Origin of the sequence: Streptomyces colonosanans, from assembly GCF_001866645.1 — a bacterium.
GTDB lineage: Bacteria > Actinomycetota > Actinomycetes > Streptomycetales > Streptomycetaceae > Streptomyces > Streptomyces colonosanans.
In genome coordinates, this window is the sequence record NZ_MLYP01000014.1 from 1 (window position 1) to 24,190 (window position 24,190).

General features: G+C 71.1%; 24 protein-coding genes. 18 read left to right on the forward strand and 6 right to left on the reverse strand.

All coding sequences use genetic code 11. From position 1 onward, the window contains the following. The 5 genes from sucB to BIV24_RS06370 form a co-directional block, all read left to right on the forward strand. Positions 1–1,122 (forward strand): 2-oxoglutarate dehydrogenase, E2 component, dihydrolipoamide succinyltransferase (gene sucB / locus BIV24_RS06350; protein ID WP_071365170.1); only part of this gene is annotated, 1,122 nt, incomplete at its 5' end. A gap of 253 nt (positions 1,123–1,375) precedes the next feature. Then, the gene (locus tag BIV24_RS06355) at positions 1,376–1,999 is read left to right on the forward strand and encodes a GntR family transcriptional regulator (RefSeq protein WP_071365171.1); all 624 of its coding nucleotides are present in this window, start codon (positions 1,376–1,378) and stop codon (positions 1,997–1,999) included. A gap of 267 nt (positions 2,000–2,266) precedes the next feature. Next, positions 2,267–4,969: a pyruvate dehydrogenase (acetyl-transferring), homodimeric type gene (gene aceE, locus BIV24_RS06360; RefSeq protein ID WP_071365172.1), complete on the forward strand. Its 2,703-nt coding sequence runs from the start codon at positions 2,267–2,269 to the stop codon at positions 4,967–4,969. Positions 4,970–5,045: 76 nt separating this feature from the next. Then, positions 5,046–6,020, forward strand: coding sequence for a helix-turn-helix transcriptional regulator (locus BIV24_RS06365; RefSeq protein ID WP_071365173.1), 975 nt, complete (start codon positions 5,046–5,048; stop codon positions 6,018–6,020). An 84-nt stretch (positions 6,021–6,104) separates the two neighbouring features. After that, the gene (locus BIV24_RS06370; RefSeq protein ID WP_071365223.1) at positions 6,105–6,623 is read left to right on the forward strand and encodes a DUF4240 domain-containing protein; all 519 of its coding nucleotides are present in this window, start codon (positions 6,105–6,107) and stop codon (positions 6,621–6,623) included. 63 nt (positions 6,624–6,686) lie between these two features. Here the strand turns inward: BIV24_RS06370 and BIV24_RS06375 are convergent, their stop codons facing one another. Beyond that, entirely contained in the window at positions 6,687–7,496 is an 810-nt protein-coding gene (locus tag BIV24_RS06375) for a peptidoglycan recognition protein family protein (RefSeq protein WP_079168045.1), read from the reverse strand. Between the two features lie 208 nt (positions 7,497–7,704). Between BIV24_RS06375 and BIV24_RS06380 the strand changes: the two genes are divergently transcribed. After that, positions 7,705–8,889: a MarP family serine protease gene (locus BIV24_RS06380; RefSeq protein WP_071365174.1), complete on the forward strand. Its 1,185-nt coding sequence runs from the start codon at positions 7,705–7,707 to the stop codon at positions 8,887–8,889. 3 nt (positions 8,890–8,892) lie between these two features. Here the strand turns inward: BIV24_RS06380 and BIV24_RS06385 are convergent, their stop codons facing one another. Beyond that, positions 8,893–9,381 carry a GNAT family N-acetyltransferase gene (locus BIV24_RS06385; RefSeq protein ID WP_071365175.1) on the reverse strand — a complete coding sequence of 163 codons (489 nt, stop codon included), beginning with the start codon at positions 9,379–9,381 and terminating at the stop codon, positions 8,893–8,895. A 71-nt stretch (positions 9,382–9,452) separates the two neighbouring features. On the opposite strand from BIV24_RS06385, the gene BIV24_RS06390 reads away from it, so the two are divergent. Both BIV24_RS06390 and BIV24_RS06395 read left to right on the forward strand, forming a co-directional pair. Continuing rightward, the gene (locus BIV24_RS06390; RefSeq protein ID WP_071365176.1) at positions 9,453–10,367 is read left to right on the forward strand and encodes a TIGR01777 family oxidoreductase; all 915 of its coding nucleotides are present in this window, start codon (positions 9,453–9,455) and stop codon (positions 10,365–10,367) included. A gap of 176 nt (positions 10,368–10,543) precedes the next feature. After that, positions 10,544–11,971, forward strand: a complete 1,428-nt coding sequence (locus BIV24_RS06395) for an NAD(P)/FAD-dependent oxidoreductase (RefSeq protein WP_071365177.1) — start codon at positions 10,544–10,546, stop codon at positions 11,969–11,971. A gap of 7 nt (positions 11,972–11,978) precedes the next feature. Here the strand turns inward: BIV24_RS06395 and BIV24_RS06400 are convergent, their stop codons facing one another. Then, positions 11,979–13,490, reverse strand: coding sequence for an NsdA family TPR-like regulatory protein (locus tag BIV24_RS06400; protein ID WP_071365178.1), 1,512 nt, complete (start codon positions 13,488–13,490; stop codon positions 11,979–11,981). A gap of 299 nt (positions 13,491–13,789) precedes the next feature. On the opposite strand from BIV24_RS06400, the gene lipB reads away from it, so the two are divergent. From lipB to BIV24_RS06420, 4 genes are all read left to right on the forward strand, one after another. After that, positions 13,790–14,587 (forward strand): lipoyl(octanoyl) transferase LipB, encoded by a 798-nt coding sequence (gene lipB / locus BIV24_RS06405; protein ID WP_071365179.1) that lies wholly within the window; start codon positions 13,790–13,792, stop codon positions 14,585–14,587. A 139-nt stretch (positions 14,588–14,726) separates the two neighbouring features. Continuing rightward, positions 14,727–15,704 carry a lipoyl synthase gene (lipA, locus tag BIV24_RS06410; RefSeq protein WP_071365225.1) on the forward strand — a complete coding sequence of 326 codons (978 nt, stop codon included), beginning with the start codon at positions 14,727–14,729 and terminating at the stop codon, positions 15,702–15,704. Between the two features lie 270 nt (positions 15,705–15,974). Further along, positions 15,975–16,172: an SCO2195 family GlnR-regulated protein gene (locus tag BIV24_RS06415; RefSeq protein ID WP_071365180.1), complete on the forward strand. Its 198-nt coding sequence runs from the start codon at positions 15,975–15,977 to the stop codon at positions 16,170–16,172. Between the two features lie 149 nt (positions 16,173–16,321). Then, positions 16,322–17,023, forward strand: a complete 702-nt coding sequence (locus BIV24_RS06420; RefSeq protein ID WP_071365181.1) for a DUF4191 domain-containing protein — start codon at positions 16,322–16,324, stop codon at positions 17,021–17,023. A gap of 122 nt (positions 17,024–17,145) precedes the next feature. Here BIV24_RS06420 and BIV24_RS06425 read toward each other — a convergent pair whose 3' ends face one another. Further along, complete coding sequence (locus tag BIV24_RS06425; protein WP_071365182.1) at positions 17,146–17,613, reverse strand: RDD family protein; 468 nt, start codon at positions 17,611–17,613, stop codon at positions 17,146–17,148. A 197-nt stretch (positions 17,614–17,810) separates the two neighbouring features. Between BIV24_RS06425 and glnA the strand changes: the two genes are divergently transcribed. From glnA to BIV24_RS06445, 4 genes are all read left to right on the forward strand, one after another. Continuing rightward, on the forward strand, positions 17,811–19,220 hold the full coding sequence (gene glnA / locus BIV24_RS06430; RefSeq protein WP_071365183.1) for a type I glutamate--ammonia ligase: 1,410 nt from the start codon (positions 17,811–17,813) through the stop codon (positions 19,218–19,220). Between the two features lie 215 nt (positions 19,221–19,435). Continuing rightward, positions 19,436–20,356 carry a zinc metalloprotease HtpX gene (gene htpX, locus BIV24_RS06435; RefSeq protein WP_071365184.1) on the forward strand — a complete coding sequence of 307 codons (921 nt, stop codon included), beginning with the start codon at positions 19,436–19,438 and terminating at the stop codon, positions 20,354–20,356. A 6-nt stretch (positions 20,357–20,362) separates the two neighbouring features. Beyond that, positions 20,363–20,953, forward strand: a complete 591-nt coding sequence (pspAB, locus tag BIV24_RS06440) for a PspA-associated protein PspAB (RefSeq protein WP_071365226.1) — start codon at positions 20,363–20,365, stop codon at positions 20,951–20,953. Between the two features lie 129 nt (positions 20,954–21,082). Next, positions 21,083–21,637 (forward strand): DUF1269 domain-containing protein, encoded by a 555-nt coding sequence (locus BIV24_RS06445; protein ID WP_079168046.1) that lies wholly within the window; start codon positions 21,083–21,085, stop codon positions 21,635–21,637. Between the two features lie 90 nt (positions 21,638–21,727). Here the strand turns inward: BIV24_RS06445 and BIV24_RS06450 are convergent, their stop codons facing one another. Next, the gene (locus BIV24_RS06450) at positions 21,728–22,036 is read right to left on the reverse strand and encodes a hypothetical protein (protein ID WP_071365185.1); all 309 of its coding nucleotides are present in this window, start codon (positions 22,034–22,036) and stop codon (positions 21,728–21,730) included. Positions 22,037–22,201: 165 nt separating this feature from the next. Here BIV24_RS06450 and BIV24_RS06455 point away from each other — a divergent pair, with 165 nt between their 5' ends. Beyond that, positions 22,202–22,561: an arsenate reductase family protein gene (locus BIV24_RS06455; protein WP_071365186.1), complete on the forward strand. Its 360-nt coding sequence runs from the start codon at positions 22,202–22,204 to the stop codon at positions 22,559–22,561. A gap of 24 nt (positions 22,562–22,585) precedes the next feature. Here BIV24_RS06455 and BIV24_RS06460 read toward each other — a convergent pair whose 3' ends face one another. Beyond that, positions 22,586–23,452: an alpha/beta fold hydrolase gene (locus BIV24_RS06460; RefSeq protein ID WP_071365187.1), complete on the reverse strand. Its 867-nt coding sequence runs from the start codon at positions 23,450–23,452 to the stop codon at positions 22,586–22,588. 74 nt (positions 23,453–23,526) lie between these two features. Between BIV24_RS06460 and BIV24_RS06465 the strand changes: the two genes are divergently transcribed. After that, on the forward strand, positions 23,527–24,039 hold the full coding sequence (locus tag BIV24_RS06465) for a MarR family transcriptional regulator (protein WP_071365227.1): 513 nt from the start codon (positions 23,527–23,529) through the stop codon (positions 24,037–24,039). Positions 24,040–24,190: the final 151 nt, after the last annotated feature.

Sequence of the window (24,190 nt, forward strand, 5' to 3'; positions counted from 1 at the left end):
CCCGCCCCCGCCGCTCCGGCTCCCGTCGCCCCCGCGGCTCCGGCCCCCGTCGCCCCCGCGGCTCCGGCCCCCGCCCCGGCCCCCGCCGCTGCCGCTCCGGCCGCCCCCGCGGCTCCGGCCCCGGTTCCCGCCCCGGCCGCCCCGGCCCCGGTCACCCCGGCTCCGGCTCCCGCCGCGCAGGCCACCGACGAGGGCGCGTACGTGACCCCGCTGGTGCGCAAGCTCGCCGCCGAGAACGGCGTCGACCTGGCCACCGTCAAGGGCACCGGCGTCGGCGGCCGCATCCGCAAGCAGGACGTCATCGCCGCCGCCGAGGCGGCGAAGGCCGCCGCTGCTCCGGCTCCCGCCCCGGCCGCCGCCGTTCCGACCGCCCGGAAGGCGCCGGTCCTGGAGGTCTCCCCGCTGCGCGGCCAGACCGTCAAGATGCCGCGCATCCGCAAGGTCATCGGCGACAACATGGTCAAGGCCCTGCACGAGCAGGCCCAGCTGTCCTCGGTGGTCGAGGTCGACGTGACCCGCCTGATGCGCCTGCGCGCCCAGGCCAAGGACGCGTTCGCGGCCCGCGAGGGCGTCAAGCTCTCCCCGATGCCGTTCTTCGTGAAGGCGGCGGCCCAGGCGCTGAAGGCCCACCCGGTCATCAACGCCAGGATCAACGAGGCCGAGGGCACGATCACCTACTTCGACACCGAGAACATCGGTATCGCGGTGGACTCCGAGAAGGGCCTGATGACCCCGGTCATCAAGCACGCCGGCGACCTCAACATCGCCGGTATCGCCAAGGCCACGGCCGACCTGGCGAGCAAGGTCCGGGCCAGCAAGATCACCCCGGACGAGCTGTCCGGCGCGACCTTCACCATCAGCAACACCGGCTCGCGCGGCGCACTGTTCGACACGATCATCGTGCCGCCGGGCCAGGTCGCGATCCTCGGCATCGGCGCCACGGTCAAGCGCCCCGCCGTCATCGAGACCGAGGAGGGTACGGTCATCGGCATCCGCGACATGACGTACCTGACGCTGTCGTACGACCACCGCCTGGTGGACGGTGCCGACGCGGCCCGCTACCTGACCGCCGTCAAGGCGATCCTGGAGGCGGGCGAGTTCGAGGTCGAGCTCGGCCTGTAGGCATCCTGGCCGCTACGGCCGTACGGCGCCCCCGCCCGGAGATTCCGGGCGGGGGCGCCGTTTTTGTCCTCTCCAGGGACGTGTAAGGCTCGTCTCACCTGCGCAAAAGCGCCCCCGCGCGCCCTTGAGGAACCACCAGGCGGCCTTATTGTCTAAAACGTCAAACGCCTTTGGGGTCCGCCCGTCGCCCGCCAGCACCCTCACCAAGGTCCGTCGGGCCGCTGCTGGACTTGCCCCTCCCTAAGGAGCCCTCATGACCGCGCCCGTCGTCCACTCGCTGCGCGAACAGATCCGCGAGCACATCGTGGAGGGGATCGTCAGCGGGCGCTGGAAGCCGGGCGAGCGGATCGTGGAGCGCCGGATCGCCACGGAACTCGAGGTCAGTCAGACACCGGTCCGGGAGGCGCTGCGGGAGCTGGAGTCGCTGCGGCTGATCGAGTCGGCGCCGAACAAGGGCGTCAGAGTGCGGAATCTGACGGCGGCCGACCTGGAGGAGAGCTACCCCGTACGGGCCGGTCTGGAGGCCATCGCGGCGGAGCTGGCGGCAGGACGGCTGGCAGAGGACTGCTCGGCCCTCGAACCCCACGTGGCGGCGCTGTACGAGGCTGACCGCAAGGCGGACGGTACGGCACAGGTGCGGCACACGGTGGCCTTCCACCGGGAGCTGGTGCGGGCAGCCGGGAACTCCGTGCTGCTGCACACCTGGGAGGGGCTGGGCATCGAGGTGTTCACGGCGCTGTCGATCCGCTGGCTCGGGACGGTGCAGCAGTCGTACGCGGAGGAGCACGAGGAACTGGTGGCCGCGTTCCGCAGGCGGGACCCGCGCATCGCCGAGATCGTGAAGGCCCACGTACTCGGGTGCGCACCCCGCGCGTGACAGCGGAGCGCACCCCGCTCAAACACAACCTCACCTGCGAAAACCCCACGGAATCGCGGCACGCGGTGCCCACATCAAAGGCACCGCGTGCCGACTTTCTCAAAATCAAAGGGTTTTACCCCCCTTCCCTTTGATCGATCATCGATCAGGGGGTTACAGTCGCTGAACGGGCTTCACCAAAGCCCGCGCCCTGTCCTGCCAAAGACCAAGGGCACCCCCGAACGCTTACCGATGAGGGAACCCCCTTCGACTGAGGAAGGCGGCGACATGACCGACCCCAACGCCATCCAGCCGAGCGAGCTCGACCAGCTCCCGGACCGCGACCCGGAGGAGACCGCCGAATGGCAGGCGTCCCTGGACGCCGTCGCCAAGGCGGCCGGGCCGCACCGTGCCGCGTATCTGATGCGCCGCACGCTGGAACGCGCCGAGGGCGCCGGTGTGGCACTGCCCAAGCTTCTCGAGACCGACTACGTCAACACCATCCCCACCGCCGTCGAGCCGGCCGTGCCCGGTGACGAGGAGATGGAGCGCCGGATCACCGCGTGGAACCGCTGGAACGCGGCGGCGATGGTGACCCGCGGCAGCAAGCACGGCGTCGGCGGCCACATCGCCACCTTCGCCTCCGCCGCCTGGCTCTACGAGACCGGCTTCAACCACTTCTTCAAGGGCAAGGAGGGCGACGGCTCCGGCGACCAGCTGTACATCCAGGGCCACGCCTCCCCCGGCATCTACGCCCGTGCCTTCCTCGACGGCCGGCTGTCCGAGCAGCATCTGGACAACTTCCGCCAGGAGGCGGGCGGCAACGGCCTGCCCTCCTACCCGCACCCGCGGCGTCTGCCCTGGCTGTGGGAGTTCCCGACGGTGTCGATGGGCCTCGGCCCGCTCTCCGCCATCTACCAGGCGCGCTTCAACCGCTATCTCACCCACCGCGGCATCAAGGATGTCTCCGGGTCTCATGTCTGGGCCTTCCTCGGCGACGGCGAGATGGACGAGCCGGAGGCGACGGCGGCGATCACGCTGGCCTCGCGTGAGGAGCTGGACAACCTCACCTTCGTCATCAACTGCAACCTGCAGCGCCTCGACGGCCCGGTGCGCGCCAACTTCAAGGTCGTGCAGGAGCTGGAGGCCCGGTTCCGCGGCGCCGGCTGGAACGTCGTCAAGACGCTGTGGGGCACGGCCTGGGACGAGCTGTTCGCCCTCGACACCACCGGCGCGCTGGTACGCCGGCTGCGCGAGGTGCCGGACGCGCAGGTGCAGACGTACCAGACGCGGGATGCCGCCTACATCCGCGAGGACTTCTTCGGCAAGGACCCGGCGCTCGTCGAGATGGCGAAGCTGCTGAGCGACGACAAGATCCTCGAGTGCTTCCACCTCTCCCGCGGCGGCCACGAGGCACGCAAGGTCTACGCCGCGTACAAGGCGGCCCTGGAGCACAAGGGCGCGCCGACCGTCATCCTGGCCCAGACCGTCAAGGGCTTCACGCTCGGCGAGGGCTTCGCGTCGAAGAACGCCAACCACCAGATGAAGAAGCTGACGGTGGACGAGTTCAAGACGATGCGCGATCTGCTCCAGCTCCCCATCCCCGACAGCCGGTTCGTCGACGGCCAGGTCCCCTACGGCCACCCGGGCGCCGACTCCCCCGAGGTCCGCTACCTCCAGGAGCGCCGCGCGGCCCTCGGCGGTCCGGCCCCGGCCCGCCGTGTGCACCCGCTGGCGCCGCTGCCCGCCCCGGCCGAGAAGGCGTTCTCCGCCTTCGACAAGGGCTCGGGCTCGCAGAACGTGGCGACCACGATGGCCTTTGTCCGCCTGGTCAAGGACCTGGTCCGCGACAAGGAGACGGGTAAGCGCTGGGTGCCGATCGTCCCGGACGAGGCACGCACCTTCGGCATGGAGAGCCTGTTCCCCTCCCTGGGCATCTACTCGCCCAAGGGCCAGACGTACGAGCCGGTCGACCGCGACCAGCTGATGTACTACAAGGAGGCCACGAACGGCCAGATCCTCAACGAGGGGATCACCGAGGCCGGTTCGATGGCCGACTTCATCGCCGCTTCGTCGTCGTACGCGACGCACGGCGAGGCGATGATCCCCTTCTACATCTTCTACTCGATGTTCGGCTGGCAGCGCACCGCCGACCAGATGTGGCAGCTCGGCGACCAGCTCGGCCGCGGCTTCCTCGTCGGCGCCACGGCCGGCCGCACCACGCTGACCGGTGAGGGCCTGCAGCACGCGGACGGCCACTCGCCGGTGATCGCGGCGACCAACCCGGCGGCGCTGACCTACGACCCCGCGTTCGCGTACGAGATCGCGGTCATCGTCAAGGAGGGCCTGCGCCGTATGTACGGCGAGGCGGCCGAGGGCGAGGACCAGAACGTCTTCTATTACCTCACCGTCTACAACGAGCCGCTGCCGCAGCCCGCCAAGCCGACGGCCCCCGGCATCGACGAGGGCGTCATCAAGGGCCTGTACCGCTTCAACACGGCGGAGTCGGCGGGCCTGTCGCCTGCCGCCAACGCGCCGCGCATCCAGCTGCTGGGCTCCGGCACGGCGATCCACTGGGCGCTTACGGCGCAGCGCCTGCTCGCCGAGGAGTGGGGCGTCGCGGCCGACGTGTGGTCGGCGACGTCGTGGGGCGAGCTGCGGCGCGACGCCATGGAGGCGGACGCGGCACTGCTGCAGGGAGAGGAGCGGGTGCCGTACATCCGGCAGGCGCTCCAGGGCGCCGAGGGCCCGGTCCTCGCGGTCTCCGACTACATGCGCCAGGTCCCGGACCAGATCGCCCAGTGGGTCGAGCAGGACTACTCCTCGCTGGGTGCCGACGGCTTCGGCATCTCCGACACCCGCAAGGCGGCCCGCCGCCACTTCGGCGTCGACGCGGAGTCGATCGTCGTCGCGGCCCTGGCGCAGCTCGCCCGGCGCGGCGAGGTCAAGGCCGCGGCCGTGAAGGAGGCGCGGGAGCGCTACGGCCGGTAAGGCTTCCGGTGGTGTGAAGGGGTACGGCATGTCGCCGTGCCCCTTCGCTGTCGGTGGCCCCCGGCATCATGAACCCATGCGTGCCGCCCGCCTCATCAAGATGGTGCTGTTGCTCCAGTCCCGGCCCTCCATGACCGCCGCCGAGCTGGCCCGGGAGCTGGAGGTGTCCGAGCGGACCGTCACGCGGGACGCGCAGGCGCTGTCGGAGGCGGGGGTTCCGGTGTACGCCGACCGGGGGCGGGCCGGCGGTTACCGGCTGATCGGCGGGTACCGCACGCGGCTGACCGGGCTCGCGCGCACCGAGGCCGAGGCGCTGTTCCTCAGCGGTGTGCCCGGGGCGCTGCGCGAGATGGGGCTTGAGGACGCGGGCTCCGCGGCCCGGCTGAAGGTGTCCGCGGCCCTGCTTCCCTCTCTGCGCGACGCGCCCCGTACGGCGGCGCAGCGCTTCCACCTGGATGCGCCCGCCTGGTTCACCGAGCCCGTGACTCCTCGGCTGCTTCCGGCAGTCGCGGACGCGGTCTGGGACGACCGGCGGATCACTGTGCGCTACCGGCGCGGCGAGGACGTGGTGGAACGGGAGCTGGAGCCGTACGGGCTCGTGCTCAAGGCGGGGGCCTGGTATCTGTGCGCCCGAGTGGCCGGGAACGGGGCCTTCCGGGTGTACCGCATCGACCGCTTCACCGCCGTGGACGCGGGCGCGGAGCGCTTCGCGCGGGTCGAGGAGTTCGATCTGCCCGGCTTCTGGGAGGAACGGGCCGAGCAGTTCGCGCGGTCCATCCTGCGGGCCCAGGTCGTAGTGCGGCTGACCGAGGACGGCGTGCGCAGACTGCCGTACGCCGTCGATCCCGCGTCCGCCCGGGAGGCGTTGAGGACGGCGGGCGCCCCGGACGAGCGGGGGTGGGTGACGGTGACCCTGCCCGTGGAGTCCGAGGAGGTCGCCCACACGCAACTCACCGCGCTGGGCCCGGAGGTCGAGGTGCTGTCCCCCGAGGGGCTGCGCACACGTTTCGCGGACGACGCGATACGGCTCGCGGGACTCTACCGCCGCTGAACGGTCCGCGGCCCTCCGCATGCGCCCCTCCCGTCCAGGGCCGATGCTGGTCCCGTGACGGACGAGACGGAGCCCGGTCCCCTGATGGACGAGACGGAGTTCTGGGAGCTGGTGGACGCGAGCCGGGAGGCCGCCGGGGGCGACTCCGACGAGCAGGCCGACCAACTGGTCGAACGGCTGCTGCAGCTGGATCCGGTCGGCGTCCTGGACTTCGCCCGGCACTTCGAGTCCCGGTACAACCGCGCGTACCGGTGGGATCTGTGGGGCGCCGCGTGGGTGCTGCTCGACGGTGCGAGCGATGACGCGTTCGACTTCTTCCGATGCTGGCTGATCGGCCAGGGCCGGGAGGTCTTCGAGGGTGCCCTGCACGACCCCGACGCGCTCGCCGACCTCCTGCGGGACTTCGACGAGGAGGTCGACGGGGACGGCGAGGAGCTCGGCTACGCGGCGGACGAGGCCTACGAGCAGCTCACCGGTACCGTGGCGCCCGATCTGGGCATCCCGCCCGCGGCCTTGGAGCCGGAGGGGACGTGGTTCGATCTGGAGGACGAGTCCGGGCTCGCCGCGCGCTACCCGAAGCTGTGGGACCGTTTCCGGGGCTGAATCCGGCTGCCGATGAGGGGGCTTCGACGTCGCCTCGGGCGAGGCCCCGCTCGCCCTGCCGTGTCAGCGCCTGCCCTGCAGCCGTGCCGCCCGCTCCCTGATCGCCGGGAGGAGGGCGCTGAGGGCGGCGCCGGGGCAGTGGGTCCGGTAGCCGTCGTCATGGCCCGCGAGCGTGGGCAGCAGGGCGGTGGCACCCTGCCGGTACCGGCTCCCCCCGTTGCTGGAGACGAGCCGGGCCCGGGTGCGTGGATCGACGTCCGCGAGGCCCAGCTTCCATGCGGCCAGGGCGGCGAGTGCGTCGGTCATCGCCCGCGGCACGGTCGTGCCCGCGGCGAAGGTGCCGATCGCGGCGATGCCCGCAGTGCGGTGGTTGAAGCCCTGGGTGTGGGCGCCGGTCACGGGGCGCTCGGCGCCGCCCGCGCGGCCCTCGTAGATCGTGCCGCAGCGGTCGATCAGGAAGTTGTAGCCGATGTCGTCCCAGCGGCGGTGGCGGGTCTGGCCCGCGTACAGGGCCCGGATGATGCGGGGCGTGTCGGCACACCGGTAGCTGTTGGGCGAGTCGGTGTGGTGCACGAAGACCGCGACGACCTTGTCGTCGTAATGCGGCGGCGGCTGGGTCCGAGCTCCGTCGTCCGCCCAGGCGGTTCTCGGCACGATGCGCGGCCTGGGCGCCTGGTGCAGAGCCGCGGACCGGGCCTGGACCGGTGGTCGCGGGGAACGGAGCGCCACGGGGCGCTCGGCTCCGGCCGTGCTCAGCACCAGCGCGAGGACGGCGGCGAGCCCGGGCAGACAGCCGAGCACCAGCAGGGCGGCGCCGGGAATCGGTACCGGGCGTCTTTTCCGTGCCCGGCGCCTTCGTCGGATGACACGCATGGACCTACTGTCGGTCCGTTCCGCGGCGTCCGCGATGTGCACTGTGCCACCTGGTGGAACCATCATCCGGGTGCGACACGTTTTCCCCAGTGCTCGTCGCATGCGTGCGTGTGTGGCCGGTTTCCGGGCGCCACGCGCGCGTGGCTGATCACTGGGCCCCCGCGGCGCGTACCGGCGTGTACTCGGGGCCCGACAGAAAGGCGGCTTCGTGAACCTGCTCGACATCCTGCTGGTGCTGGTGATCCTGGCCTACGCGGCGTCCGGCTACCGGCGTGGGCTGGTGGCCGGCTGTGTCTCCCTGGCCGGGTTCGTGGGTGGCGCCGTCGTCGGCGTGTGGATCCTGCCGTGGGTGATGAACCTGGTGACGCGGGGGACGACGGCGGCGACGGTGACCGCCGTGTTCACGGTGCTGATTCCGGCGGTGATGGGCCACGCGCTGGCCGGCCGCCTCGCACTGAGGCTGCGCCACGAACTGGACCGCGGGCCGCTACGAGTGCCCGACGCGATCGGCGGGGCCGCGGCGAACACGGTGGCCGTGCTGATCGTCGCCTGGGTGGCCGCGAGCGTCCTGGGCGCCTCCTCGTCCCCGCTGCTCACCCAGTCGATCCGGGAGTCCCGGCTGCTGGGCGCCGTGCAGAACGCGATGCCGGAGACCACTCCGACCTGGTTCTCGCGTGCCACGTCCGCGCTCACCCAGGCGGGCTTCCCGCAGGTCTTCAACCCGTTCGAGAACGAACCGGCGACCGCTGCGGCCAAGCCCTCCGGGGACAGCGTCACGGCGAGCGCGACGCAGGCCGCCAAGCTCAGCACCGTCAAGATCGAGGGCGCCGTGGGTAGCGAGGGCCGCGAGGGCAGCGGCTTCGTGTACGCGCCGCAGCGCGTGATGACCAACGCCCACGTGGTCGCGGGCATCAACCACCCGACCGTACGAGTCGGCGGCGTCGGTCCCGCGTACCCGGCGCGGGTGGTGCTCTTCGACCCGGGCCGGGACGTGGCCGTGCTGTACGTGCCCGAACTGCGGGCGCCCGCCCTGCGCTTCTACGACGGCGCGGCACGCGGCGCCGCCGCGGTGGTCGCGGGCTATCCGCAGGACGGCAGCCTGACGCTGCGGGCCGCCACGGTCGCGAACCGGATCCGTGCCACGGGCCAGAACATCTACAACACCGGCACCGTCACCCGGGAGATCTACTCCATCCGCTCGACCGTCCTGCCCGGCAACTCCGGCGGCCCGCTGCTGACCACCGACGGCAAGGTCTACGGCGTGGTCTTCGCGCGCTCCACCTCCGACGAGGAGACCGGGTACGTCCTGACGGCGGACGAGGTCGCCGCGGACGCGAAACGCGCGGCCTCCGCGACGGCCGCGGTGGACACGGGCGAACTCATCGCGTCTTGAGCGTCACAGGGAGCGGCCCATGAACACGTCGTCGACGTACTCGCCCTCGAGCAGGAACTCCTCGGGCAGGATCCCCTCCACCACGAATCCCTCGGACTCGTAGAGCTTCCGGGCCGGGGTGTTGTGCGTGAGGACGCGCAGGGTGATACGCCGCGCTCCCTGCCGCCGGGCCTCGTCCTGCACGGCCCGCAGCAGCGCCCGGCCGACCCCGGCTCCGCGCGCCTCGTCGGCGACGGCGAGCCCCTGGATCTGGCGGACGTGGGAGTTGCACGCCAGCGGGGTCGGGAACACCAGCCGGATGTAGCCGACGACGGCACCGTCCAGTTCGGCGACGAGGTGGTCCTGCGGCGTGTGCCGCTCGTCGAAGAAGGGCTCGTAGGGCGGCTGGGGGCGCGGCTGGACGGCGTGCAGCGGAGACCATGTGGCGCGGTCGAGTCGGCCGAGCGCCTCCTCGTCGTCGGGCGTGGCATGACGTATGTACGGAGCAGGCATGCGGGGCACTGTACGGCAGGTGGACGAGGCTCCGTCGGGCATTTTCGAGGGGCACCGGGCAGGATGGGCGGATGGAACGTTCCCGCGTCGCGGTGGCCGGTGCGTCCGGTCTCATCGGCAGTGCCCTGGTCCGGTCGCTGGTCGCGGACGGGCACGAGGTGGTGCGCCTGGTACGCCGGGCGGCCCGGAGCCGGGACGAGGTCCGCTGGGACCCCGAAGGGCAGTACGTGGACGGGGCCGGGCTGGCCGGATGCGACGCCGTGGTGAACCTCGCCGGCGCCGGGGTCGGTGACCGCCGCTGGACGGACGCGTACAAGAAGACGCTGCGCGACAGCCGGGTGCTGGGCACGGCGGCGCTCGCCCAGGCCGTCGCCCGGCTGCCCGAGCCGCCGCGTGTCTTCGTGAGCGGCAGCGCGATCGGTTACTACGGCGACACCGGGGACCGGGCGGTCACGGAGGAGGCGCCGCCCGGTGACGGCTTCCTGCCCTCGTTGTGCGTGGAATGGGAGGCCGCGGCGGCAGCCGCGCGGGAGGCGGGCGTCAGGACGGTGTGCGTGCGGACGGGTCTCGTGGTGGCCCGCGGGGGCGGGGCCTGGGGGCGGCTGTTCCCGCTCTTCACGGCGGGGCTCGGCGGGCGGATGGGCGACGGGAGCCAGTACTGGTCGTTCATCTCGCTGCACGACGAAGTAGCGGCGATCCGCCATCTCATCGACACCGAGGGGCTGTCCGGGCCGTTCAATCTGACGGCTCCGCAGCCGCTGACCAACCGTGAGATCACGGCGGCGATGGGGCGCATACTGCACCGCCCGACGCTCTTCGCCGTGCCCGCGCCGGTACTGCGGCTCGCGCTCGGGGAGATGGCCCAGGACGTGCTCGGCAGTGCGCGGGTGCTGCCGGCACGGCTGGTGGAGTCCGGGTTCTCGTTCACGTTCCCGGGCATCGAGGAGGCACTGCGGGCGGCGCTCCAGGAACAGCCGGGGGTGTGACACAGGCGGGGGATTCCCCCGGCCGGTCCCATGCGACCACCGTGCGACCGTGCCCTGTCCATGCGCGACTTGCCCCGCGCGCCGCCGGATCTACCCTCGAGCCGAACTCGGGTATTCCTGACGCCTGTTGGGGGCATGACGTCTCCACCGGCCGCACAACCTCGAAGGAGGGGCACGTGCTAGAGCCCGTGTATCAGGCGGACGTCGTCATCGTGGGGGCCGGACTCGCCGGCCTCGCGGCGGCCCACCAGCTGACCAGCGCAGGAGTGACGACCGCCGTTGTGGAGGCGGCCCCCTACGCCGGTGGCCGCATGTCGACCGAGAAGGTCGACGGCTTCCGGCTCGACCGGATCGGGCAACTCCTGTCCACGTCCTATCCCGAACTGCACCTGGCCCCGGGGCTCGACGCGCTCGTCCTGCGTCCCTTCGCCCCCGGCGTCCTGGTGCACAGCGAGGGGCGCCACCGCCGCGCAGGCGCTGCCCCGGCAAGGGGGGGCGCGGGGAGCGCACGGAGCGCACGGAGCGCACTCAGCGCTGTACGCGCCCTCGCAAGTGCTCCCCGCGCAATCTCCGCGCCGGGAGTGGGCGCCGGTACGCCGGGGGTCAGGTTGCCCGGGCCGCGGACGGCCCGGTCGAGGGCGGTGGGGGCGCGGCCGGGTGTCCCGCTCGGCGATGCCGTGGATCAGGCCCGGCTCGGTGCGGCGCTCGCGCGGATCGCCGCCACGCCCGTGGAACGGCTGCTGGCCCGGCCCGAGTCGACCGCGCGCCGCGCACTCCCGCTCCGTGGGATTCCCGCCCGTACGGTCGACGGGTTTCTGCGGCCGTTGCTGTCCGCCCTGCTGTGCGACCCGGAGCTGACCACGTCGAGCCGCTGCGCCGACCTCGCGCTGCACGCCTTCGCGAGCGGCCGGCTGTGTGTACCGGAGGGCGGGGCGGAGGTCCTTCCGGAGCTGCTGGCGCGAGCACTGCCGCCGGACACGGTGTACACAGGGGTCCGCGCCACCTCCGTCTCCACGACCTCGGTGACCACCGCCGAGCACGGTGAACTCCGCTGCCATGCCGTCCTGGTGGCCACCGACGCACACGCCGCCGCCGAGCTGCTGCCCGGTCTGCGCGTACCCGACTTCCACCCCGTCACGGTCGTCCACCACACCATGGACGAGCCGCCGCCGACCGGTGCGTCGCTGCTGCTCGACGCGGACCGCGGCGGCCCGGTGGCCCACACGGCGGTCGTCAGCCAGGTCGACCCGTCCCGTGCTCCCGCGGGCCGCGCGCTGGTCTCCTCCACGGTCCTCGGCGCGCCCCCGGACGACGTCGACGGCGCCGTACGGGCCCATCTGGCACGCCTGTACGGCACGTCGACGGCACGCTGGGAGACGCTCGCCGTGCACCACACCGCGCAGGCCGTCCCGGCGATGCGGCCGCCGCACGATCTGCGCCGGCCGGTGCGCCTTCTGGCCGGGCTCTATGTGTGCGGCGACCACCGCGACACGAGTACCGTCCAGGGCGCACTGCACTCCGGGCGACGGGCGGCGGCCGCCGTCCTGAAGGACCTGGGCGCGGGTCCGGTGCACGCCGCGGACCTGATGCCCACGGCGGCCTGAGGCTCACTCACTGCAGGGCGGCGACCCGGTCGCGGTACCCGCGCACGGGCGCCGCGTCCCTGTACGGCTCCAGGCGGCGCTCGAAGTCCCGCAGGTACTCCACCGCCCGCACCGACCGCATCTCCGACGCCTGCCCGGCGGCCTCTGCCGCCAGCTGGCAGGCCTGGTCCAGCTCGCCGAGGCCGAGCCGCGCCGAGGCGAGCACGACCCGGCAGAACAGCCGGCTGCGGGCGAAGCCGGGCGCGCGCAGCTGCAGCGAGCGCTCGGCGTGCTGGAGCGCGGCCCGGTACTGCTGCAGGTCCCGGTGGCAGTGGCCGAACTCGTCGGCGAGTTGCGCCTCGTCGAAGAAACGCGCCCAGTACGGGACGTCGTCGCCGGGCCGGGCGGACTCCAGCGCACGCTCGGCCCGCACCAGCGAGGACGTGCACAAGCGGACTTCGCCGAGCACGCCGTGGCCGCGGGCCTCGACGGCGTGCAGGAGCGCCTGGACGACGGGGGGCGCCGAGGTGCCGGTGCCCTGCTGCGCCACGCGGGCCAGTTGCACGGCCTCCCGCCCATGGCCGAGGTAGACGGCCTGCCGGCTCATCGTGACCAGCACATACGCCCCGTACATCCGGTCCCCGGCGGCCTGTGCGAGCCGCAGCGCCTGGACGAAGTAGCGCTGGGCCAGGCCGTGCGCGGCGATGTCGTACGACGTCCAGCCCGCGAGCCGGGTCAGATCGGCGGCCGCAGCGAACAGACGGCGGCCCGTCTGCTCGCCGTAGGTGCCGCGCAGCATCGGCTCGGCCTCGTGCTCCAGGTAGCGCACGAGGGCCTGACGGGCGTGACCGCCGCCGTAGGCGTGGTCGAGGACGCGGAACAGCTCGCCGACCGAGCGCAGGGCGGCGATGTCGCCGCCCGTCACCTTCTGGCCCGGGCCGCGCTCGGACTGGCTGCGCTGACGGGATGACGGTCCCCCCTGTTCATGGGGGTACCCCCGCTCGAGCGGAGTCGAGAGTGGGGGAGCAGCCGAGAACTTGGGGGATGCGGGGCGGCCCTGGGCGGGGACGCGGGGCGCCGCCTCCGTGTGGGCCACCGTGTCGTCGGCCCGGCCGATCAGCCAGTCCCGGCTGGGCACGACGAGCCCGGCCGGGGTGAACGCGATCTTGCGCAGTTCGGCGTGGCTGCCGGAGTCCTTGCGCCACAGCCCGCCGACGATGTCGACGGCCTCCTCCGGGGTGGCGGCGAACTCCAGGCCCGCGTACACCGGGGCGCAGGCGTCGAGCCCGAGGTCCTGCGCGGAGAGCCGGCGTCCGAGCCGCCGCGTGAACACCTCGGCGATGAGCGCGGGCGTGGTGCCACGCGGCTGCTGTCCGCGCAGCCATCTCGTCACGGACGTCTTGTCGTATCTGAGATCGAGCCCGTGTTCGAGGCCGAGCTGGTCGACGCGACGGGCGAGACCTGCGTTGGAGAACCCCGCTTCTGCGATGAGCGTGGCGAGCTGGCGGTTGTGGGGGCGCTGCGCGGGTCGTTCCGTCATCTGCGGTGCGGTCTCCTGCCTTTCGGGCCTCCGTGGCGGTCTCGGGGAGGGGCAGGTGCCTCCCCCCGAGACCGCCGCGGTACCCGGATCGCCTGCGAACAGCCCTTATGGCCTCATGGACGGCGCGAATGTAGCGGAGAGTGAGCAACGGGTCGCAGGCTTCCGCATCCATTCATCCGATCGTGTGAGGATTAGCCGTCTGGCTGACGGGCGCGACCGGAATACCGTTGCCCCGAGGGGACGTACAGTGGCGTAGGCGCCTTTCGCGCCTTACGAAGCTTCTGAGGGAGGCGCTTGCCGTGGGTGAGTTCCGGTTCGTCCGTATGGGGTTCGGGGCCGAGGCCGTCGAGTACCAGCAGGCCTGGGACGAGCAGCGCCGGGTGCACGCCGCCCGTTTCGCGGACGAGATCCCCGACACCTGCCTGCTCCTGGAGCACCCCCCGGTCTACACGGCGGGCCGGCGCACGACGGACGACGAGCGTCCCCTGGACGGCACCCCGGTGATCGACGTGGACCGCGGCGGCAAGATCACCTGGCACGGTCCCGGCCAGTTGGTCGGCTACCCCATCCAGAAGCTCCCGCGCCCGGTCGACGTCGTCGCCCATGTACGCCGCCTCGAGGAGGCCCTGATCCGCACCTGCGCGGAGTTCGGCCTGGAGACGACGCGCGTGGAGGGCCGCAGTGGCGTCTGGGTGCTCGGGGACCCGGTGGAGCAGCGCCCCTCGCTGGGCGGCCTCTCCCTGGACTTCGACCCGCGGCTGCAGGACGAGGAGTTCGACCCGCGGCTGAACGGTCCGGAGTACGCCCCCTCCAACGCCGGCCAGCGCCGCGAGGACCGCAAGATCGCGGCGATCGGCATCCGTGTCGCAAAGGGCGTCACGATGCACGGCTTCGCGCTGAACGTGAACCCGGACAACGCCTGGTTCGACCGGATCATCCCGTGCGGGATCCGGGACGCGGGCGTCACATCGCTCGCCAATGAACTGGGACGCGATGTGACGATCGCGGAGGTGCTGCCGCTGGCGGAACGGCATCTGCGGGACATCCTGGAGAACGCCGAGCTGAAGCCGCGGGAGACCGAGAAGGCGTCCGCGTAACGGCGACGCTCACCATGGCCGCAGGCGGTCGGCACCGAGGAATGCGCCCCCGCCTTCGACGGTTGCCCGCACGCCGGGCCGAGAATTGCCCGGGCGTACCCTGGTGTACGCCGACGAATCGAAGCTACAGGGAGCCGACGTGTCCGCAGTCGCACCCGACGGACGCAAGATGCTGCGCCTGGAGGTCCGCAACAGCCAGACCCCCATCGAGCGCAAGCCCGAGTGGATCAAGACCCGGGCGAAAATGGGTCCCGAGTACACCAAGATGCAGAACCTCGTGAAGAGCGAGGGCCTGCACACGGTCTGCCAGGAAGCCGGCTGCCCGAACATCTATGAGTGCTGGGAGGACCGCGAGGCCACCTTCCTCATCGGCGGCGACCAGTGCACCCGCCGCTGCGACTTCTGCCAGATCGACACCGGCAAGCCCGAGGCGCTCGACCGCGACGAGCCCCGTCGCGTGGGCGAGTCCGTGGTCACCATGGACCTGAACTACGCCACGATCACCGGTGTCGCGCGGGACGACCTGGAGGACGGCGGAGCCTGGCTGTACGCCGAGACCGTCCGGCAGATCCACCGGCAGACCGCCGGCCGCGAGGGCGGGCACACCAAGGTCGAGCTCCTCGCCCCCGACTTCAACGCGATCCCCGAGCAGCTCGAAGAGGTCTTCTCCGCCCGGCCCGAGGTCTTCGCGCACAACGTCGAGACCGTCCCGCGGATCTTCAAGCGCATCCGCCCCGGCTTCCGTTACGAGCGCTCGCTCAAGGTCATCACCGCGGCCCGTGACTACGGCCTGGTGACCAAGTCGAACCTGATCCTCGGCATGGGCGAGACCCGCGAGGAGGTCGTGGAGGCGCTGCGTCAGCTGCACGACGCGGGCTGCGAGCTGATCACCATCACGCAGTACCTGCGCCCGAGCGTCCGCCACCACCCCGTGGAGCGCTGGGTCAAGCCGCAGGAGTTCGTGGAGCTGAAGGAGGAGGCCGAGCAGATCGGCTTCTCGGGCGTCATGTCCGGCCCGCTGGTGCGCTCCTCGTACCGCGCCGGGCGCCTGTACCGGATGGCCATGGAACAGCGGCAGTCGACCGCTGCGCAGGACGTCGCCCCACAGGACGCCTGACCCGCTTCCACCCTCGTGGCACCCCGTGCCACTTCGGAGCGTGTGAATCCGCTCACAAGCGATTACCGGCCAGTAGTGGCCGATTGCCGCGGCCCCGACCGTCCCCGCAGTTGAGGGATGCCGTCGGGGCCGCGGTGGGCTTTTCACGCCGCGCATCAAGGGTTCATAGGTGTTTGACCGGTCGGTCACGCCCTGGTAACACCGAACAGTGAGCCTGGTCGTATGAACAGTCCTGGCCCAGAGCCGCCAACCCGAAGGGGGACCCCTGTCATGCAGGCCACGCCCGTTCGAGCCACCGCGATCCCGTCGTTCACCGATGCACTCCGTGCCATCGAGTCGCTGCTCATGAGCGGCGGTCAGCGGACCGCCCGCCAGAACGCCTGGACCTCCGTCCTGGAGGACCGCCGCCGCGCCAAGGACCGGGTCGAGGCGCAGCGCGTGCTCGACGCCGCCGCGTCGCGCTCGTAGCCACCGCTCGCTTCCCCACCGACCGCCTCCCTCCCCGGCACGCACCCCCTCCCGCGCCCGCTCGCCGCGTCGACGTCGCCCTTCCCCGTCCGCGCCCAGATCCGGCACTGCCGTCGTAGCCGCTTGCCGGGCCACGTAGACTTCGAGGCATGGCGAGGAAGGAAACGGCAGCGGACGCTGCCAACGCGGGGCGACTCAAGCAGATCGCCCTGACCTACAAGATGACCCGCAAGGCCGACCCGAAGATCGGTCTTGTACTCGCGGCTGTCGGAATCATCACCTTCGGTGTCTTCCTCGCGATCGGTTTCTTGATCGGTCACCCCATCTATCTCGGCATTCTCGGCTTCCTGCTCGCCTTCCTCGCGACGGCGATCGTCTTCGGACGCCGGGCCGAGCGCGCCGCCTTCGGGCAGATGGAGGGCCAGCCCGGCGCCGCCGCCGCGGTCCTGGACAACATCGGGCGCGGCTGGACCACCACACCGGCCGTCGCCATGAACCGCAGCCAGGACGTGGTGCACCGCGCCGTCGGCAAGGCCGGCATCGTGCTGGTCGCCGAGGGCAACCCGAACCGGGTCAAGAGCCTGCTGGCCGCCGAGAAGAAGAAGATGGCGCGCATCGTCGCGGACGTGCCGGTGCACGACGTGGTCGTCGGCAAGGGCGAGGGCCTGGTCGAGCTGAAGAAGCTCCGTACGACGATGCTGAAGTTCCCCCGAGTGCTGTCCGGTCCGCAGGTGACCGCGACCACCGACCGGTTGCGTGCGATGGGCGACCTGATGAGCAACATGCCGCTGCCGAAGGGGCCGCTTCCCAAGGGGATGCGGATGCCGCGGGGTGGCCCGAAGGGCCGGTAGACCCACTGACCGACAGACGCCGATGGGCCGTCCGGGAATCCGAGGATTCCGGGAGGGCCCATCGGCGTATCGGCGTCAGGACCGGCGAATCAGGACCGGCGTACCGGCCTCGGGGCGCGGCCTCAGATCCGGATCTCGACCGTGCCGGCCAGACGGTCGTGCAGGCCCCTGCCGTCGCGGTCCCAGATCAGTGCCGGGAGCGCGAGGAACAGCAGGACCGTGCGCAGCAGGGCGCGCAGCGGGTTGACGCGGCCGGTGTTCAGGGCGACCACCCTCAGGCCGAAGAGCCGCTTGCCCGGGGTGAACCCGACGGACCCGACGGTGAGCACGATCAGCGCGAAGAGGATGAGCGGCGCCCAGACCTGAGCCGCCTGGTTGTAGCTGTCGGCGATCAGGCCGTATGCGATCAAGAGGCACAGGCCCCAGTCCACGGCGAGGGCACCGAGGCGCCGGCCGGGGCGGGCGATCGAGCCCGGGCCTTCCTCCGGCAGACCGAGTTGCTGACCCCGATATCCGAGGTCCGCGCCGGCTTCTTCCATGGCCGCGCGGGGACCGGAGAGCCACGATCCGACTGCTTGCCTGTTATCCACCCGTCCACGGTACTGCCCCCGAATGGGCAGGCATGCGGGTGGGTCGCGAGGGGCGGGCTGGTTAACCTGAGAGAAACAAATGGGTCACGCTGGAGAAATCCCCCATCCCTATCGTCGGGCCCAGCGTGTGCCACCGCCCTGGCCGCACGAACGAACTACCAACCCGGCCGTTCACGACCGGGAGTAGGAGGAGCCGGATGTTCCAGAACGCCGACGAGGCCAAGAAGTTCATCGCGGACGAGGACGTCAAGTTCATCGATGTCCGCTTCTGCGACCTGCCGGGCGTGATGCAGCACTTCACGGTGCCGGTAGAGGCGTTCGACCCGGACGAAGAGCTCGCCTTCGACGGATCCTCGATCCGTGGCTTCCAGGCCATTCACGAGTCTGACATGGCACTGCGCGCGGACCTGTCGACCTCCCGGGTCGACCCCTTCCGCCGCGACAAGACACTGAACATCAACTTCTTCATCCACGACCCGATCACCGGCGAGCAGTACTCCCGTGACCCGCGGAACGTGGCGAAGAAGGCCGAGGACTACCTCGCCTCCACCGGTATCGCCGACACCGCGTACTTCGGCCCCGAGGCCGAGTTCTACGTCTTCGACAGTGTCCGGTTCAAGACCGCCGAGAACGAGTCCTTCTACCACATCGACTCCGAGGCCGGCGCCTGGAACACCGGCGCACTGGAGGACAACCGCGGTTACAAGGTCCGCTACAAGGGCGGCTACTTCCCGGTCCCGCCCGTCGACCACTTCGCCGACCTGCGCGCGGAGATCTCCCTGGAGCTGGACCGGGCGGGCCTGAAGGTCGAGCGCCAGCACCACGAGGTGGGCACCGCCGGCCAGGCCGAGATCAACTACAAGTTCAACACGCTGCTCGCCGCCGCCGACGACCTCCAGCTCTTCAAGTACATCGTGAAGAACGTCGCCTGGCGCAACGGCAAGACGGCGACCTTCATGCCGAAGCCGATCTTCGGTGACAACGGCTCGGGCATGCATGTGCACCAGTCGCTGTGGAGCAACGGCGACCCGCTGTTCTACGACGAGGCCGGCTATGCGGGCCTGTCGGACACCGCCCGCTACTACATCGGCGGCATCCTCAGGCACGCCCCGTCGCTGCTGGCCTTCACCAACCCGACGGTGAACTCCTACCACCGGCTGGTGCCGGGCTTCGAGGCCCCCGTGAACCTGGTGTACTCGCAGCGCAACCGCTCCGCCGCGATGCGTATCCCGATCACCGGCTCCAACCCGAAGGCCAAGCGCGTGGAGTTCCGCGCCCCGGACGCCTCCGGCAACCCGTACCTGGCCTTCGCGGCGCTTCTGCTGGCCGGCCTGGACGGCATCAAGAACAAGATCGAGCCGGCCGAGCCGATCGACAAGGACCTCTACGAGCTGGCCCCCGAGGAGCACGCCAACGTCGCGCAGGTCCCGACCTCCCTCGAGGCCGTCCTCGACCGCCTGGAGGCCGACCACGATTTCCTCCTCCAGGGCGACGTGTTCACGCCCGACCTGATCGAGACGTGGATCGACTTCAAGCGCACCAACGAGATCGCACCGCTGCAGCTGCGTCCGCACCCGCACGAGTTCGAGCTCTACTTCGACGTGTGAGTCGACCGGTCCCGTAGCTCTGCCACGGAGCCCCGTCCCCGCCCCCGGGTGGTGACGGGGCTCCGTCGTCTCCTTTCCTCTCTTCCTCGCAGCTCCTTCGCGAGGGACTCTTTGCCCGCCGTGGAGCCGTTCCCGACCGGTTCATGGGCGGAGCCGGGCGCACAATGGAGTCTGGGACGAGTGCCTTGGCCATGGGTGCTGCGGGGTGATGCAGGATGCAAAGCCGGTTCCGAAGCGACAGACGGCTGACCGCACGGATGACGGTCACGCTGTTTCTGCTCGGATTGCTGTACGTGGCGTTCATCGCCGCGTTGATCGCGTTGCTGAAGTCCTGGGTACTGGTCGTCGTGATCGCGGCGGCTGTGCTCGGCGCTCAGTACTGGTTCTCGGACCGGATCGCGCTGTACGCGATGCACGGGCGGGTCGTGCAGCGGGAGGAGTATCCGCAACTGCACGGCGTGGTCGACCGGCTCTGCGCCGTGGCCGACATGCCCAAGCCGCTCGTCGCCGTCTCCGGTCTGGACATGCCGAACGCGTTCGCGACCGGGCGCAACCCCGACCATGCCGTGGTGTGCGTGACCAGCGGGCTGCTGCGACGCCTCGAGCCCGACGAGCTGGAGGGCGTGCTGGCGCACGAGCTGTCGCACGTGGCGCACAAGGACGTCGCCGTGATCACCGTGGCATCGTTCCTCGGGGTGATCGCCGGGCTGATCGTGCGGTTCGCCTTCTACTCGGAGCTCTTCGGGCGGGGGCGCAGGGACCAGAACACCGTCGCCGTCCTGGGCGTGGTCATGGGTGTCTCGGCGCTCGTCTACGCGATCAGCTTCCTGCTGATCCGGGCCCTGTCCCGGTACCGCGAGCTGGCCGCCGACCGCGCCGCCGCCCACCTCACCGGGCGCCCCTCGGCGCTGGCGTCCGCGCTGACGAAGCTCACCGGGGACATCGCCCGCATCCCGTCGGAGGACCTGCGCACGGCACAGGCGTTCAACGCCTTCTACTTCACCCCCGCCTTCGGTGCCGATCCGGGCCTCTCCCGCCTCTTCTCCACGCACCCCACCCTGGAGCAGCGCCTCGCCCAGCTCGCCCGCATCACCGGGGAACTGGGCGAGGCCGCGGAGCCGGGGAAGGCGGGCTGAGTGCCGATGGGACTCCGACTCCTGGACATCCTGCTCGGCCGTACGAAGCCGGTGGCGCCCGACCTCGACCGGCTGTTCGCCCTGCCGTCGGCGGCGATCACACTCGAGGCCGCCGCCGGGTTCACCCCGACGGGGAACGGCGCGGTCTGCTTCGCCACGGTCGAGGGCGGCGCCTTCGCCCAGACACATCGCGAGGTCCAGGCACTCCTCGACGCGGACAGCGACCGGGGCGGACCGCCCGTCGAGTTGCGGCGGGACGACTACGGCTACTCCTGGCTGGTGTCACGCCGCACCCCCGACCAGCTGTCCGCCCTGGTCAACGATCTGCACGCGGTGAACAGCGCGATGGAGGTCAACGGCTTCGGCCCGCAGCTGCTGTGCTCGGTGGTCGGCTTCGAGGACACCGGCGGGCGGCGGCTCGGCCTGGTGTACCTGTACAAGCGGGGCACCTTCTATCCGTTCGCGCCGCTCGCCGGGCGGGGCGAACGGCGCGACAACGCGCTGGAGCTGCAGATCAAGGCCGCGCTCGCCGACGACCTGCGGATCGAGCAGGACCTCGGCCGCTGGTTCCCGATCTGGGGCGCGCCCGGTCTGTGAGCGGACGCTCCCCCGTCACCGCGGTAAGGAGGCCGTCACTCGGCGTGCATCTCCCTTTCCACGGACCTAGAGTCGAACGAAAGGGCACGAATGCCGCGACGCGAGCGCGGCTGCAGCAAGGGGTCCGGGATGAGCAATCTCTTTGTCGTCGCCTACAACGACCTCGACACCGCGAACCAGGTGCGCGAGAAGCTGTTCCAGATGTCCAGGGAGCATCTCGTCGACCTGGAGGACGCGGTGGTCGTCGAGCGGCGCGAGGACGGGAAGATCAAGCTGCACCAGTCGGTCAGCAACCCGGCCGTCGGCGCGGCCGGGGGCGCGCTGTGGGGCGGCGTGATCGGGCTGCTGTTCCTGCAGCCGCTGCTCGGCGCGGCAGTGGGCGCCGCGGCCGGTGCCGCCGGTGGCGCGCTCACCGACACGGGCATCAACGACGACTTCATGCGGGACCTCAGCAACAACCTGCGGCCGGGCGCCGCCGCCCTCTTCGCGCTGTTCAGGACGGCCGCCACCGACAAGGTGATTCCGCGGATCGCCGAGTACGGCGGCCAGCTGGTGCAGACATCGCTCAGCCAGACGGACGAGGACGCGCTGCGCGAGGCACTCGAGGCGGCCCAGAGGCCGGACACCGGGAGCAGCACGCCCGCCGGCGGACCGGATACCGGGAGCGGCACGCCCGCCACCTGAATCGCGACCGCGTCACGCCTGAGGCGGCCTCTCGGGGACGCCCGGACGCCGGGCGCCCCGCCGCAGCGAGAGGGCACCCGGCGTCATGGCTCAGCGGCTGTAGCGGATCAGCGCCCGCACCATGTGGCACGTCGTGTCCGACGGCGGATGCACGCCGATCAGCTGCGCCGTGATGCGAATCATCGCGTTGTGGGCCTGGTTCGGTGCGTACACCCCGGAGTCGAGCAAGGCGATGGCGAGACGCATCGCCTTGAGGCGCCGGTTGTGCGTGATGTACCACTCGCGCGGCCGCCCCGGCGGGAGCGGACACTTGGCCACCGGCTCGTACGGCAGGTCCAGCGGGACGGGTCGGCGGGCAGTGGACTGGGTCGGCTTCGGCTTGGTTGCGGCAGCGGGCACAGGCATCCTCCTGTCGCGGTCAGGGAGCCGTCGGAAACCCCGGCAACTCCCTCGAACACTGCTTCTAGTTTACTGCCCGGCACTGACAAAAGCCGCTGGCCACAAGGGGTTTGGGCCAGGCTGCGACGGGGGTGGTCGAAGGTGTTTCGGCTACCGTGTGGGGCTATGGAGATCTGGATCAACCCGGCCTGTTCGAAGTGCCGCAGCGCCCTCACGCTGCTCGATGCCGAGGGTGCCGACTACACCGTGCGCCGCTATCTGGAGGACGTACCGGGCGAGGACGAGATCCGGGACGTCCTCGCCCGGCTCGGCCTCGAACCGTGGGACATCACGCGCACCCAGGAGGCCCTCGCCAAGGAACTCGGCATGAAGGAGTGGGCACGGGACGCCGCGACCCGCGATCGCTGGGTGCGTGCGCTCGCCGAGCACCCCCGGCTCATCCAACGGCCGATCATCACCGCCGACGACGGTACGGCCGTCGTCGCACGCACGGAGGAGGCGGTACGGGACGCTCTGTCCCGGTAAGTCACGCCTCCCGATGGGGTGGGCTCAGCCGCTCAGGAATTCCGAGAGGCGGCGGTTCGTGGCCACCGGGTTGGTGTGCGGCAGGGCGTGGTGCGAGACGTCCGGCAGGACGGCGGTCTCCATCAACGGCAGCAACTCGGCCGCATGAGCGACCACTTGACGGCTGTCATGGGCTTTGCTGCTCGCGGCGACGAGCAGCAGAACCGGCATGTGCAGCGAGCGCAGCGCGGCGGTGCTTGGGCGCGGCCCGGTGACCGGCCTCACCATCGGGAAGCCGGCCGTCGCCTCCTGGAGCCGCAGCCACTCCACATCCAGTGCCGCCCCGCCCGTCTCCCACTCCAGGAAGGCACGGATACGGCGTGCGGTGGGACGCAGCAGCATGGGAAGGGCGTGCAGGAGGTACCCGGCCCGGAACCCGGTGAAGCACTGGGTCGGGTCGAGCAGGGCGAGGCGGGTGATCCGGGCGGGCGCGCGCAGCGCGTAATGGAGCGCGATCCAGCCGCCGTAGGAATACCCGGCCAGCGCGGTCGAGTCGATGCCCAGCCCGTCGAGGACGGCGTCGAGCCAGGACGTCAGGTCGGCGACGGTACGCAGAGAGCGGCGAGGGTCCGCGACGCTGCGACCGGGTTCGCCGGGCAGGTCGATGGCGTGGACCCGGTGAGCGCGGGAGAGGACTGCCGCGTTGGCATACCAGGACACCGACGACGTGCGGCCACCCGGTATGAGGACGAGCGGCGGGCCGTCCGACGGGCCGCAACTGTTCACGCACGTGGTGCCGAAGGGCGTGGGGACGGCGTTCGGTTCGGTGTCCGCGGGCCACTTCGCCAGCACCTTGTCGTACGCCGCGTGGAAGTCCGCCTGATGGTGCGCCTCGTACACATACGGCTCCATACCCCTTACTCTCTCGCTGAGCAAGATACTTGTCCAGCGAGATATAGCGGAACCTTGAGGATGCGGTGGTGGACATGGCAGAGCAGGCAGACCCGGGACCGGAGCTGGAGATCGTCCACCTCCTGCGTGCGGTGACCGTCGAACTCGGCCTGCACAGCGCCCGGTTCGCGAACCGGAACGGCATGCACCCGACGGACGTCCGCGCCCTGATCGCCCTCATGGACGCGTCCCGCGCCGGGGAGGACATGACCGCGGGGCGCCTCGGCGCCCTCCTCGGCCTCAACTCCGCCGGCACCACAGCCCTGATCGACCGCCTCGAACGACTCGGGCACGTGCGGCGGGTACGGGACGGACGCGACCGGCGGAGGGTGCTCGTCGAGGTCGACGCGCGGGCGGTGGAACTGGGATGGGAGTTCTTCGGGCCGCTGATCGGGCGGGCGGTGGACCTGCTCGAGGAGTACGACGAGCGGGAACTGGCGGCGGTGCGGCAATTCCTCACCGGGGTGCGCGAGGCCGTGACGGACCCCGAGGGGGCACCGGCCGGCATCCCCTCACGACCTGGGCCGCACCCGTCGGCCACCATGTGATTCCCGGCACACAAGCCGCACGTAACACGGGGTTCACATTTGGGCAATGGTCGGGAAATCGCAGGTTGACAGGCTGCGGGGCAGCACAACACACCGCGCCCCGCTGCCGCTGCGCCGCGCATCCGCACCAACGCGACCTCACGGTCGAGAC